This is a genomic window from Dryocola sp. LX212, from assembly GCA_041504365.1.
GTDB lineage: Bacteria > Pseudomonadota > Gammaproteobacteria > Enterobacterales > Enterobacteriaceae > Dryocola.
Genome location: CP167917.1, coordinates 2,420,718 through 2,433,874, shown reverse-complemented (window position 1 = coordinate 2,433,874; position 13,157 = coordinate 2,420,718). Strand labels below are relative to the sequence as shown.

At 53.1% G+C, this 13,157-nt stretch carries 13 protein-coding genes and 1 pseudogene; 7 read left to right on the top strand and 7 right to left on the bottom strand.

What is annotated here, in order from left to right; genetic code table 11:
- Window positions 1–8: 8 nt before the first annotated feature.
- The gene (hpxO, locus tag ACA108_11625) at window positions 9–1,166 is read right to left on the bottom strand and encodes an FAD-dependent urate hydroxylase HpxO (GenBank protein ID XEX94070.1); all 1,158 of its coding nucleotides are present in this window, start codon (window positions 1,164–1,166) and stop codon (window positions 9–11) included.
- 234 nt (window positions 1,167–1,400) lie between these two features.
- Between hpxO and rimL the strand changes: the two genes are divergently transcribed.
- Window positions 1,401–1,955 (top strand): 50S ribosomal protein L7/L12-serine acetyltransferase, encoded by a 555-nt coding sequence (rimL, locus tag ACA108_11620; GenBank protein XEX94069.1) that lies wholly within the window; start codon window positions 1,401–1,403, stop codon window positions 1,953–1,955.
- Here rimL and ydcK read toward each other — a convergent pair whose 3' ends face one another.
- The gene (ydcK, locus tag ACA108_11615) at window positions 1,956–2,885 is read right to left on the bottom strand and encodes a YdcK family protein (protein XEX94068.1); all 930 of its coding nucleotides are present in this window, start codon (window positions 2,883–2,885) and stop codon (window positions 1,956–1,958) included.
- Between the two features lie 134 nt (window positions 2,886–3,019).
- On the opposite strand from ydcK, the gene tehB reads away from it, so the two are divergent.
- A complete protein-coding gene (gene tehB / locus ACA108_11610; protein ID XEX94067.1) occupies window positions 3,020–3,613 on the top strand; it encodes a tellurite resistance methyltransferase TehB in 594 nt (197 codons plus the stop codon).
- A 255-nt stretch (window positions 3,614–3,868) separates the two neighbouring features.
- Here tehB and ACA108_11605 read toward each other — a convergent pair whose 3' ends face one another.
- Window positions 3,869–4,153: a hypothetical protein gene (locus tag ACA108_11605; protein ID XEX94066.1), complete on the bottom strand. Its 285-nt coding sequence runs from the start codon at window positions 4,151–4,153 to the stop codon at window positions 3,869–3,871.
- 568 nt (window positions 4,154–4,721) lie between these two features.
- Between ACA108_11605 and ACA108_11600 the strand changes: the two genes are divergently transcribed.
- Together ACA108_11600 and ACA108_11595 are read left to right on the top strand one after the other, a co-directional pair.
- Window positions 4,722–5,351: a hypothetical protein gene (locus ACA108_11600; protein ID XEX94065.1), complete on the top strand. Its 630-nt coding sequence runs from the start codon at window positions 4,722–4,724 to the stop codon at window positions 5,349–5,351.
- A gap of 97 nt (window positions 5,352–5,448) precedes the next feature.
- Entirely contained in the window at window positions 5,449–6,111 is a 663-nt protein-coding gene (locus ACA108_11595; protein ID XEX98085.1) for a hypothetical protein, read from the top strand.
- Window positions 6,112–6,169: 58 nt separating this feature from the next.
- On the opposite strand, the gene celB is transcribed toward ACA108_11595, so the two are convergent.
- The 3 genes from celB to ACA108_11580 form a co-directional block, all read right to left on the bottom strand.
- Window positions 6,170–7,528: a PTS cellobiose transporter subunit IIC gene (gene celB / locus ACA108_11590; GenBank protein XEX98084.1), complete on the bottom strand. Its 1,359-nt coding sequence runs from the start codon at window positions 7,526–7,528 to the stop codon at window positions 6,170–6,172.
- A 75-nt stretch (window positions 7,529–7,603) separates the two neighbouring features.
- The gene (locus ACA108_11585; protein XEX94064.1) at window positions 7,604–8,905 is read right to left on the bottom strand and encodes a 6-phospho-beta-glucosidase; all 1,302 of its coding nucleotides are present in this window, start codon (window positions 8,903–8,905) and stop codon (window positions 7,604–7,606) included.
- Between the two features lie 47 nt (window positions 8,906–8,952).
- Window positions 8,953–9,276, bottom strand: coding sequence for a PTS sugar transporter subunit IIB (locus ACA108_11580; GenBank protein XEX94063.1), 324 nt, complete (start codon window positions 9,274–9,276; stop codon window positions 8,953–8,955).
- Window positions 9,277–9,549: 273 nt separating this feature from the next.
- Between ACA108_11580 and ACA108_11575 the strand changes: the two genes are divergently transcribed.
- Window positions 9,550–10,653: a MurR/RpiR family transcriptional regulator gene (locus ACA108_11575; GenBank protein XEX94062.1), complete on the top strand. Its 1,104-nt coding sequence runs from the start codon at window positions 9,550–9,552 to the stop codon at window positions 10,651–10,653.
- 431 nt (window positions 10,654–11,084) lie between these two features.
- Window positions 11,085–11,355: pseudogene (locus ACA108_11570) on the top strand (helix-turn-helix transcriptional regulator).
- On the opposite strand, the gene ACA108_11565 reads toward ACA108_11570, so the two are convergent.
- Window positions 11,335–12,498, bottom strand: coding sequence for a benzoate/H(+) symporter BenE family transporter (locus tag ACA108_11565; protein ID XEX94061.1), 1,164 nt, complete (start codon window positions 12,496–12,498; stop codon window positions 11,335–11,337). The pseudogene ACA108_11570 and the gene ACA108_11565 sit on opposite strands and share 21 nt — an antisense overlap.
- A 95-nt stretch (window positions 12,499–12,593) precedes the next feature.
- On the opposite strand from ACA108_11565, the gene ACA108_11560 reads away from it, so the two are divergent.
- A complete protein-coding gene (locus tag ACA108_11560) occupies window positions 12,594–13,139 on the top strand; it encodes a helix-turn-helix domain-containing protein (protein XEX94060.1) in 546 nt (181 codons plus the stop codon).
- Window positions 13,140–13,157: the final 18 nt, after the last annotated feature.

Genomic DNA, 13,157 nt, shown 5'->3' with positions numbered 1-13,157 from the left:
CGGCATAACTACTCCAGAGGACCACCAAGAATCGTTTCGCGCATGCCGGACAGTACGCGCTCGCCCGTTTCGCTTTTCAGCTCTTCGTACCAGCTGCGGGTGACGGCCATGTCTTTACCATGGGTGACATCGCAGCGTTTGCGGGCTTTGAGCACCAGATCTTTTACCCGATACGCACGTTTATCCTGGTAACGGAGCAGGGCATCTTCTACGCCAAGGGAGTTGGTTTGCAGGGCTATTGCCAGCACCACGGCGTCTTCCATCGCGGCGCAACCGCCCTGACCGATATCCGGAGTGGTGCTGTGGCCTGAGTCCCCAAGCAGAGCCACTCTGCCGCGTACCAGATGCATAAATGGTTCGATATCATGAATTTCTATGCGATTGGTTGTCTGTGGATCGATCGCTGAAATCAGTTTTTGCACCGGATCCGCCCAGCCGCTGAAGTAACGGGTAAGATCTTCTTTTACCGTTGCGCGATCTTCCGCCAGGCCTTTTGGCAGCGGAACATCAAAAAAGAAATAAAAGCGATTGCCGGAGACGGGCATCAGCGAGACGCGTTTGCCTTCGCCCACAAACGTCGTCCACTGGTTGGCGGGGGCGATTGACTCGTCAATCTCCACCAGCCCGTTCCAGTTGACATAGCCCGCGTAACGACGTTCCGTCTCAAATCCCAGAACATAGGGGCGGATGGTGGAATGCGTGCCGTCTGCGGCAATCAGCAGGTCGCCCTCGGCCACGTGCCCGTCTTCGAAAATGGCCCGCACGCCGCCGTCAAACTCTTCGACCTTTGCCACTCGCTTGCCAAAATGCACGTCTGTGCGGCCATAGGTATCGAGCAGCATATCCTGCAACTCCGCCCGCGCGACGGGATAGGGGCGTTCGCCAACGCTGTTGATCAGCGGGTCGAGGCTGAAGCGGGTCAGGGTCTGGCCCTGCAGATATTCCTGATAGGCCATAAATTCCATGGGCCCGCCAAGCTGCTGCAGCCGTTCTTTCATACCGAGCCAGTTGAGGCACTTCACGCCGTTAGGCCAGATGGAAATCGCCGCGCCAACGGGTTTAATCTCCTTCACGGCCTCGTACACTTCTGTTGCGATACCACACCGTTTCAGCGCGATAGCTGCTGATAATCCGCCAATGCCGCCGCCTATTACGATCGCTTTCATCTCGGTCTCCTTATGGTTACCCTGATGAAGTAGCAACTTTTGTACCAGATTTGACGGGCGGTGAAACTTACGTTTCTGGCGTTTTTTGCAGGATAATGCGCAACGGTGGGGAACTAACCTGGTGCAGGGCTCCCTTTTTGCACCATGTTTGCCGCAATGACGCGAGACATAACCTTTCCCCTTTTTAATGCCTGTGCTAACTATAGTAAACAGACACGAAGAAGGAGGCTCGCGGTGCAAGAGGCTGAAAACTGGCAGGATGAAGAGATTATTTTCGGCGATAAGCTGGTATTAAAATCTATACATGAAAAGTATGCGGAGGCGCTGTTCGACCTTGTGATGCACAACCAGGCCTGGCTTCAAAAAGCGATGGACTGGCCGCAGTACGTCACGTCGGTTGAGGACATCCGTAAAACAGCGCAGGGCAATTACATGCTGCACCATCACGGTGGCGCGAAAATGTTCCTGATTTATCGGCGCGACGAGATGATCGGCGTGTTTTCGTTTAACGCCATCGAACAGACAAACAAAACGGCCTATATCGGTTACTGGCTGGATGAAGATATGCAGGGGCAGGGGATTATATCCAGGGCCATCGAAGCCGTAGTGGCAAAATATTCAAAAGAAGGCACCATCCGCCGCTTCGTTATTAAATGCCGTGTGGCAAACGAGGCCAGCAATCGGGTTGCTCGCCGCAGCGGCTTTACGCTGGAAGGCTGCCTGCGGCAGGCTGAATACCTCAACGGGCAGTTTCACGATCAGAATATTTATGCCCGCATTATCGCGTAGTCAGAAAACGCCATAGAACGGCGTACGCGTCACCCGCTGGGCGCCGCCGATGTCCTTGATGCCGCGAATATGGATAAGCTCGCCATCAAGGCCATCCACCTCGGCCCGGTCGTAAATCTGCACGTTATTTTCAATCAGCACGTTACCCGTCACTCTCGCGCTGCCGTAGACCTGAACCTTGTTATCCAGCTGCAGAGGGCCGCCTGTTAGCGTCGCATCACCGTAAATATGCACCTGATGCTTCAGCACGCAGTCACCTACAATAAGCGCATTGCCATAGACCTGGGACGAGTAGCGGATAGTGGGGATCTGGTCTTCACCGCTGCCCGCAATAATACGGGCGTTGTCAAAAATTCGGGCGCAGTCGCAGATCCAGACGTTATTTTCCTCATTGCCCTCCAGTAGCGCGTGGCCGAACACCTCGGCGCGGTGCTCGACAAACGCATAGCGAACAACCGCATCGCCATAGATTTGCGCCTGATGGACAACCCGTGAGGCCGTCACCTGCGCGTTGTCATAGATTTGCAGCAGCTGGTCGCGGTCCGCCGTTAGCCCACGCACGGCGATAATCTGGCTGCCATCGCTTATCCGGGCGTTACCGAAGACGTTACATTCGCCGCTGATCAGTGAATCCTGAATAACGGCGTTGCCGTAGACATGGGCCTGATGGCAAAGGGTGGACACCCCGCGCACCTGTGCTTTATCGCGAACATCGGAACTGCCAAAGATCAGGCAATCATTGTCATATACCCAGCAATCACCCTGCTGGGCCAGATTCATTTCGCTTTCAACCCAGCCGCCGGTTTGCCCTTGTTTCACATCGGCAAAATCCCGCAGCGCGACAATCTGCCGTAGTTTGACCTGCTGTTTCTCACCGTCCTGCAGATAAGTATGCAGCTGGTAATCGTCGGTTAACCGGTATTTGTTCATCCGTATCCTCCACAGAGCGCTGCTTAAAACGTAGCAGGAAATTTGTCGGCGTGGCGTTCGGCAGGGGGATCGAATAAAATGCATTCCAGATGCATTTTAATAATCAGAGAAATTGGCATGTCCAGGGAGCCGTCATGGATAAGAAACCAGAAAATTACTACACCGAAAAATACAGTTTAACCGCCACCCATTCTGAAGTGCTCAACGCGGCCACGATTGTGCCGCCGGGTAAAACCCTCGATCTCGGCTGCGGCAGCGGGCGTAACAGCCTGTACCTGAATCTGAAAGGTTTTGATGTCACCGCCTGGGACAAAAATCCCATGAGCATCAATAACCTCGCGCAAATCATTGAGACGGAAGGGCTGCAAAACATCGTCACCGATATTGTGAATCTCAATGAGCTGAAGTTTGACGGCGAGTACGATTTTATTCTCTCTACCGTGGTGATGATGTTCCTTGAGCGAGACACCATCCCGGGCCTGATTGCCAACATGCAGCGCTGCACCAGGGCGGGCGGCTACAATCTGATCGTGGCCGCGATGGACACTGAAGATTATCCCTGCAACGTTGGCTTCCCGTTTGCGTTTAAGGCGGGTGAACTGAGCAACTATTACGAAGGGTGGGAGCTGATTAAATACAACGAGGACGTGGGCGAGCTGCACAGAACCGACGCCGAAGGTAACCGCATCAAACTGCGTTTTGCGACTATGCTCGCACGTAAAAACTGATCGATGGATAAATGACGGCTAAGCCGGCTTAAGTCACGCCGACTTAGCTGTCAGCAAACAAAGTTTCAAAGCCACGTTACAAAATGCCTCGAAACTCGTCACCTACGAGTGTGGTGAATACCTCAAGTGAGTGAAAGACGGAGAGCATCATCCGCAATACATAAGCCCTGACGCGTGAGCGCCAGAGTTTTTTTTCGCTACGTCGAATAAAACACTGTGCTGGTATGGCTAAAAAAAGAAAATTAGAGAACTGACTCAGGACTCGACCTTAACTTCTTTGCCAGAGTTAAAATAAGTTTTTAAGGCACTCGCAGATAATGGTCCCGTATAAGTCCATGTGAATTCATTAGTGACGGAAGTTGGTTTAACGCTCAGTTTTACTTCAGAACCTAAGGCAACTATTGCCGTGATGCTAAAAGAGGGAAGTGCGGCTAATTTGATGATGCCAAGCAGCGAGGGCGGTATTCCGACACGGTTGTTTTCTGCATCAGTTGTTGGACTTACCTGAAATAACGTTACAGTTTCAATTGCATCAGACATTTTTATCACCTAAAAGTTGGAGGTGGTATTAACCTCATAGAGGCAGGTTGGTATACGTCAATGAGTGCAGTCAGAATATGAACAGGAGAATATAAAAATAAAACTGACCACAGGTTTAAAAGTAATTAATTGGTGAGGAAAAAGCAATTCAAAAAACGATATTTTTATTCTTCATAATAATCATGTGGATGGCTGCCAATGGTAAGCTGGATGTCGTTTGGTATAATGGATATATCATACTTTAATCTGATTAGTGGATCTTTTTCAGGAAGTGTCGCTTCGTTTATAAAAAAACACCTTAAGTTAAATTACTCACTATTTATATGTACATAGTGTGATTTCATAAAACGGACACTGAAAATAGGCGATAATATATTCGCATGACTTTTTCAATACCAATCAATGTAGTGCTTTATTTAACATGAATATATTCAAAAACTACCATTGAAATCATTTGCACAATCAGAAATTAGGGTAATAATTAAATTGTTCCGGAACATTTTGTCATATCCATTTGGTTTTTGTTTTTAACTACCATAGCTCACCAATACTGCGAGGAAATACAATCATGTCTTCCTATTCCATTTCTGTTTTAAATAGCAGTGGCGCACCTGCGAATGTTGCAATTTATCAAACTTTCCCTAATCTTGTCGGCGGGTTGCCGCTAGTGTGGCTACTGCAAACCGTTAATAATGGCAATACTAACACCTATAACTGGTCCATAGACTGGGCATTAAACTGGGGGACAACGGAGCAGCCCCTTGCACCGGGCGTACAGTGGAGTTCTGGCGGGCCAATTCAAAGCATGAATCCAACAACGTCGAGCGGAAACAATAAGATGGGGGTGACTTATGTCAACGGTCAGTTCCAGACGTCACCGACGGCTTACCACGACCCGGAAGTGCCCAGCGGCAGTATGCTGGTCAGCACCGACTCAACGTTTACCGTTCCACAGTCGCTGGCAATGAGCGTTGCGGTTTATATGAACTCTCTGCCGGCATTTGCCATGCAGGGCAAGCCAAATGGGAATTTCTTGTTTAATACGCATCCCACTTACTGGATTTGTACCACTGACTCTAAGCAGGGGGTTGCCGTTTCAGGAACCTTTGTCAGCAGCCCGACGCAATTCGCCTTTGCTGATGGCATAACCTCATTGAAATTTAAACTCGACGAAACATTAAGCTTCGTGCCTCTCTAATATTCACAATGAAGATTGAATAACTGTTATTTATAGTAAAACCAATCTGTCATTCGTGGCAGATTGGTTCATCGAAACAGAAGGAGGCCACGATGTGATGTATTCTGTGAATATCACTAACAGCAGCGGTGCGCCGCAGAACGTGGCGATCTTTGTGGCTGATGCATCTGGCGGTGGAGATTTTTCCCTGGTCTGGAAAGTCAAAACAATAGGGGCGGGGGTGACGGCGCTGTTCTGTTGGGATGCAACGGCATTTGGACTGGGATGGGGGAGAACATCGCGGCCGGTTGATATTGGCGTCCGCTATGTTTCAGGCCAGCTAACGGCACCTTTTTATCCATCCACGTCTGGGGGAAATAACATCCTCCCAGTGCAGTATCAGAATAACGATTTTGTCTCAGGGGCGGCTTATTATGATAGTGGTATAAATGCTAAGTTAGTAATAGTGACCGACACTAGTTTTACCGTCATTGACTCACTCACTATGTGCGTGGCGCTGTATATTGATGCTGTGCCGGCAATAGTGATGCAGGGCGCGCCTAATAATAACTATTATTTTGTTGCTCCCCAGCTTTCTTATTATTTAACAGTGACGGATGTGTCCTCCGGGGTTGTGCTTCCCGTTATAAATTCTCAAGATTTGAAAGATTCAGTGCAGAGGAAAATCAGTGTGACATCGCCGACCAGAATGGCGTTCTCAGCGGGCGTGACGGATCTAAGTTATTCTCTGAACGGTAATTTAATGTTCATTCGAAGTTGATAGTTATGAGACAAGATAATAAACCCTGCCGCAGTTACGCGGCAGGGTTTATTTGTCATCAGGTCGGGCTGCGTTCAGCAACGCCCTGCAGCTCAGCCAGCTGAGACTTCTGGCTGGCCTGCTCTTCACGAAATTTCAGGTTATCCCAGATGCGGAAAAACGGGTAATACATCACCAGCGAAATTCCCAGGTTCACAATCTGCAGCACCGAGCCGGAAATATGCCCGCCGGTTGCCAGATAGCCGCTGACCACAATCGGCGTGGTAAACGGTAGGGCAATACCGGCCGGTTTTGCCACCAGGCCCGTCGTCATCGCAACGTAAGAGACGACAACCAAAACAACCGGCGTGAGAATAAACGGCACGACCAGGTACGGGTTCATGACAATCGGAATGCCGAACACCATTGGTTCGCTAATATTGAACAGGCTGCCGGGCGCGGCGATTTTACCCAGCTGCTTCATCTGCGCGCTGCGGCTGCGGATGAGCATAAAGATCACCAACCCTAACAGCGCGCCCGTGCCGCCGGGGGCGATCCACAGGTCATAGAACTGCTGGGTAATGATGTGCGGGATCGGCAGACCGTTCTGAAACGCTTCCAGGTTTTCCGCCATGTTGCTCAGCCAGACCGGGCGGATAAATACCAGCACGATAGTGTCGCCGTGCAGGCCCAGCATCCACAGAATGCCGATCAGCAGCACCGAGACAATCATTCCCGGCAGCGAGCCGCCGACGTGGCTCATTGGAATACCGACCAGGTCGGTGATCATGGTGTTGATATCACCAAACGGCGTGGCTTCCACCAGCAGACGCAGCGCCAGTACTACGGCCAGTACGCAGAAGCCGGGGATCAGGGCAAGGAACGATTTTGCCACCGCTGGCGGCACGCCCTCGGGCATGCGAATCACCAGATTGCGGTCGTTAATAAAGCGGTAAATCTCCGTCGACATCAGCGCGATGATGATAGCGACAAACAGCCCCTGGCTGCCTATCTGGCCCATCGGCATCACGCCTTTCACCAGCACGGCGGCGTCACCTGCCGCAGGGGTGAACATGATGTGCTGGGGAATGGTCATGATGAACGCCACCAGCGAAACGGCCCCCGCGGTCAGCGGGTCGAGGGTGCGGTACTTTTCAGCCAGCCGGTAGGCGATACCAAAGGCGGAGATTATCGCCATGATGTCGTAAGTCGCCTTTACCGGGTAGAGCACCTTTTCCTGCCAGGTTGGGCCAAAGAGGCCGGTCATCATCTGGGCATAACCCGGCACCGGCAGGTAGGCAAAAATCAGGAAGAAAGAGCCGATAAGCATAAACGGCATGTTCAGAATGATACCGTCACGCACGGACAGCACGTGCTTTTGCCCGGCTATTTTTAACGCGGTCGGCAGCACGTATTTTTCGATAATGGATTTACTCACTGACACAGACACCCCCTGCCCGGGGCAGAGCCTGCCGACCGGGTATTATTGTTATTTGGTTTTGGTGAACAACACTTATCTGGCGAACTGCGGCAGCCACGCTTTGTTAATACTCAGGACTTCTTCAACCAGCGCGGAGGCAAGGTTTACATCGCTGACCAGCGGGTTGGCGACCAGCGCCAGCAGCGCCTTTTGCTTATCGCCATGGACGGCGGCCTCGATGGTCAGCCGTTCAAAATCTTTTACCTGCTGGGTCAGCCCGTTCATCAGCGGCGGCAGTTTGCCAAACGCCAGGGGATGGGCGCCCAGTGCGTCAATCAGGCAGTTGGTTTCAATAACGGCATCATCCGGCAAACACTGGATCGCCCCGTTGTTGGCAGTATTGACTACCATCTCAACGCCGAGGTTATTGTGCAGGGCGTTAATCAGCTGAACGGCAACTTCGGAATAGAAAGAGCCGCCGCGCTGGCTCAGCTCTTCCGGCTTGTGGTCAAGATTTTGATCTGCATAGAGGGCGAAGAGAGCGTCTTCGACCTTCATCACCTGTTCGGCCCGTGTGCCTTTGGTGTCCGCATCCTTAAGTTCATCTTCAACCATGGTGCGGGTCTGCCAGAAATAGCGGTGATAAGGGCAGGGAATGGCACGTAGCGCACGCAGCATGTCCGCGGGCCATGGAGTCGCCTTAATGTTATTCATTGAGAGCTGTTCGCCGTCGCACAGCATCTCTATAACTTCATCGGTTGCGTCATGCCCGGCGGCAAGCACCTTATGTACCCAGACCATATGGTTCAGGCCAGCAAAGCGCAGGGAAACCTCGTTATGGGGGAGTTTTAACATATCGGCTATCGTATGGTGCATGGTCACCGGCACGTTGCACAGGCCGATGATTTTCGCCCTGCTGTAGCGGGAAACGACTTCCGTGACGATGCCTGCCGGATTGGTAAAGTTGATGATCCAGGCGTCCGGAGCCAGGCGTTCTACACGGCGGGCAATGTCCAGCATCACCGGAATGGTACGCAGGGCTTTTGCAAAGCCGCCGACGCCCGTGGTTTCCTGGCCGAGCAGCTTATGGCTTAAGCCAAGGCGTTCGTCGGCAGCGCGGGCCGGTAGCTGTCCAACACGAAGCTGGGTTAAGACGAAGCTTGAGCCTGCAATGGCGCGGTCTGCATCGAAATGTACCGAGACTTTTACGGCCTCAAGTCCGTTGCGATCCAGCATGCGGCGGGCAAGGGCGGAAATAATCTCCACTTTCCGGCGGCCAGCTTCCACATCCACCAGCGCCAGTTCCGTAATCGGCAGGGAAGCGTGGCGCGCAATCAGACCTTCAATCAGTTCCGGGGTATAGCTACTGCCCCCGCCAACAACGGTAATTTTCATCGTTGCCTCCGTTAGTTTTGAATCGTGATACTCGTGTTTCCTCTAATTCACTGGCCTGAGGGAAGAGCCTCCATCATGGCGAGGGCTTTATCCAGAACGCGGTCACCGCGCATGGTGCCGTAATCCATCATATCGATAACCGCGACGGGCTTGCCGAGCGGGCCTGCAAGCTCCGTCAGCCTTTGCAGTTCAAACTGTACCTGCGGGCCAAGCAGCACGACATCCGCATGTTTTAGCTCGCTCTCAATTTCCGCGACCGGGTAAGCATCGATAGCAACGTCCAGCGCACGCTTTGCCGCTTCGTTTTTCATTTTCTGAACCAGCATGCTGGTGGACATGCCTGCGGCACAGCACAATACGATCTTTTTCATTACAACTCCTGCGGCTTTTGAAAACATATTTCATACATTAGCGGTTTTGCGCAGCATGCATGAAAATTATTTTCATGAGTGTGATCGCCGTTGGATTATCGCGCGGAGCCTGGATGTCAGGCACAGTTATGTGATCTGAATAACTAAATCAGCAAACCTTTGCGTAATAGCTGAAAAGTTCTGCGGCCCTGCTCGGTAAAAATTGAAAAATAATTTCAATGATCTATGATGATTTCATCGTCCCGCCGTCGCCAACGTAAGGAACTGACCCTCATGGATATTGTTTACCAGCTGGTAAGTGGGTTATCAGGTCTGCCTGCCCAGGAGTCCCGCCTCGCGCGGTTCTTCCTCGAGAATTTTTCTCAGGTGCCTGAATCAACAATGGAAGAGTTAGCCGCCCGGGCAGGCGTCAGCTCGGCGACGCTGCACAACTTTGCCCGCAGCATCGGCTGTCGTGACATCAATGATTTTCTCGGTCGGGTGCGCCATCAGCAGCAGGACATCAGCGGCAGTCCGCTGCCGTCGCCGTCGGGGATTCTGGGGGATGCGGCATGGGTAGAACCCGGCGCGCTGCAGCAGCTCGCGGCGAAAGCGGGCGTCAGCAGCGATATTCTGGCGCGGTTTACACACTCGACGGGGAAAGAAGGCGCAGGCGACATTCTGGCCCGCATCCGCAGCCGGCTGGGAGACTTTAGCCAGCAGGAAGCGCGGGTAGCGCAAACTATTCTGGACGACGTGGCTTTTGCCTGCTCGGCGACGATTGACCAGCTTGCCAGCGCGGCGGGCGTCAGCCCGGCAACCATCACGCGCTTTGCCCGGGCCTCGGGCTGCGACGATATCCGCGATCTGCGCATGAAGCTGGCCCAGTCCAGCCAGCCTGCACCGGCCGGGGGGCTGCCGCAGCTCTGGCGGAACAAGCTCCAGGGCGTTACCGGTTCACTTGGCACCCAGCTGGGCGAGCTGTCCCCAGCTACGCTGCAGCAGGCCGTGACAGCATTACAACGCGCCAGCGGCGTACATATTTTTAGTGCAGGTGCTGCGGATACTCCCTTTGCCAGCCTTCTGCAATACCGCCTGTTAACGCAAAGCCTTCCCGCCAGCCTCTGCCTTGACCCAGCGCTGATGAGCATTACCGCATCGATGCTGCGCGCGGGGCAGGCGCTGGTTATCGTTGCAGGAAACATTCCCGAACCAGCATTAATGGCTGCTGCTTATCAGGCCCGCCTTAATGGCGCGGCGGTTATTGTGATTGCCAGCTTGCAAAGTCCGATTATTGCGAAGAGCGACATCGTCCTTCCGTTAACGGATAGTTATTACGGCACGCTGCTTATTATTGATTTGATCTGTGAAAGAATACACTTTGATAAGGAAGATTAAGAATTCACTTAGGACGAAATTCTTAAAAAACAATGCCCATGATGTTAGTTTTTGTTTGCGGATATTAATGGGCTGCGATTTTTTGAATCACCGTAAGCCAATGTAAAAGTGTGGTTTATCATGGTTTTCCGCATTGTGGCTGCTTCCCTTCGCTATGAATCATCCACAAAGTTACCTCTGCTAATAATCTTAAGCATGCTGATATACGAAATCAGCCGTAGCATTAGGCGAATAAAGAAGAATTAATCCGCATTAACCGATTAAATTTCACTCTCCCACTTAGCTTGTGGTGCTTAATGATCGCTTAAAAATCTCCATTTGTGACAAAACAAGACGGCTACATAGTTTGTGTGCTTTTCATTTGCTATAACAGCGCCGGTTACATGCTATTACAGGGAATATTCATGCGTACATCTTTGCTTATTAAGGCAGCCTGCCTGACGGGGCCGCTGACCCTTGCCGAACTGGCGCTGGAGGCGGGGCTGAGCGAGTTTCACTTCGCGAGAATGTTCAAACAATCCACCCGGCAGGCTCCGCATCAGTACGTCATGCAGCGCCGCATGGTTCGGGCCGAAACGCTGGTGCGCCACAGCTCGCTATCCCTGACTGAAATCGCGATGGCCTGCGGGTAGCCACTTCAGCAACCGCTTTAAATCAATGCTGGGCGTCACGCCTTCGCAGCTACGCTCTGCGGGCAAGTAGCACGCAGTAACAAATTCCACCCGCCAGCAACCCCCAGAAGGCTGAACCCACTCCTGCAAGCGTGAGTCCGGACGCGGTCACCAGAAAAGTGATAACGGCGGCGTCACGCTCCCGCTCGTTGTTAAGCGCCTGATGCAGGCTTCCTGCAATGGTGCTCAGCAGGGCCAGCCCGGCAAGCGTATGGATCCAGGCCACCGGCAGGGCGGTCAGCAGCGATGATATCGAACCGCCAAAAATACCCGCCAGCAGATAGAATACCCCCGCAGCGGCGGCGGCCAGCCATCTTTTGTCAGGATCGGGATGGGCTTCTTTGCTCTGGCAAATTGCGGCGGTAATCGCCGCGATACAAATCGAGAATACGCCAAACGGGGCCAGCACAAGTGCTATCAGCGCGGTAACGACCATCAGCGGAGAGACGGGCACATCGTAGCCCGAAGCTTTTAACGTCGCCACGCCCGGTGCGTTTTGCGAAGCCATAGTGACAAGGAAAAAGGGCACGCCAATTCCCAATAGGCTGGAGAGCGAAAAGTGGGGAGCGGTGAACTCCGGTAAAACCACACCCATCGGCACGCTGTCCGTGCTGAATTCTCCTGTGACCAGGCAAATAACTAAGCCCGCGATCATCGCAACCACTACCGCATAGCGCGGGGCAAGCAGCTTTGCTACCAGCCAGCTGAGCAGCATCGTGCCGCACAGCAAAAAGTGACCCTGTAACGACGTAAAGGTATCCAGCCCGAAGCGCAGCAGTATTCCGGCCAGCATGGCGGCGGAAAGCGTTGGGGGGATGAGGCGCATCAGGCGGGCGAACAGACCGGTGGCACCGCATATCAGGATGAGCGCGGAAGAAAATATAAAGACGCCAACGGCTTCGTTAAGGGTGCTTCCGTGCAGGCTGGTAGCCAGCAAAGCGGCGCCAGGCGTAGACCACGCGGTAAGGATCGGTGCGCGATACCACAGCGTAAGAATCAGCGTGCTTATGCCCATCCCCAGGCCCAGCATGGTCAGCCAGCCGGCAATCTGCGCGCTGTCTGCGCCCGCCGCATCAGCCGCCTGCCAGATGATGGCCGCTGAACTTGCATAGCCCACCAGCACCGCCACAAAGCCGGCAAGTAAAGCAGGAAGGGGAATTGAGGGTAACCGCATGATGCTCTCCCGTGCGTTATAGCGTCCGTCGAGTATAGCGCCGTGCGTTATAGCGTACAAGCGGCTATACTCCCTCCGTGAATAAGGAGAACATAATGGATATCACCGCCCATTTGAGCGCCACCCTGAAAACGCTTCGCCAGACGCGGGGCTGGAGCCTGGCGCTCGCAGCGGAAAAGACGGGCGTGTCAAAAGCGATGCTCGGACAGATTGAGCGAAACGAATCCAGCCCAACGGTGGCGACGCTGTGGAAGATAGCCACCGGCTTTAACGTGCCGTTTTCGGTCTTTTTACAGACCAGCGAACCGCCTGAACGCGCGGTTTTCGATCCCCAGAACAGCGACATGGTGGTGGTACCGCTGTTTCCCTACGACGAACAGCTACGCTTCGACTGGTTCGCTATCTCCCTTGCACCCGGCGCGCTAAGCGAATCCTCCCCGCATGACGTTGGCGTGGTAGAGCACGTCACGGTTATCAACGGCGCACTGGATATGCAGATTCAGGGGCAGTGGCGAACGCTCGCGGCCGGTGAAGGGATCCGCTTCGCCGGGGATGAAGCACACGGTTATCGCAACAGCAGCACCGATCGCGTGCAGTTTTATTCGTTGATTCATTACCCGGCATCGCCGTCCGCGCGATGAGGGATATCGGCTAAACAT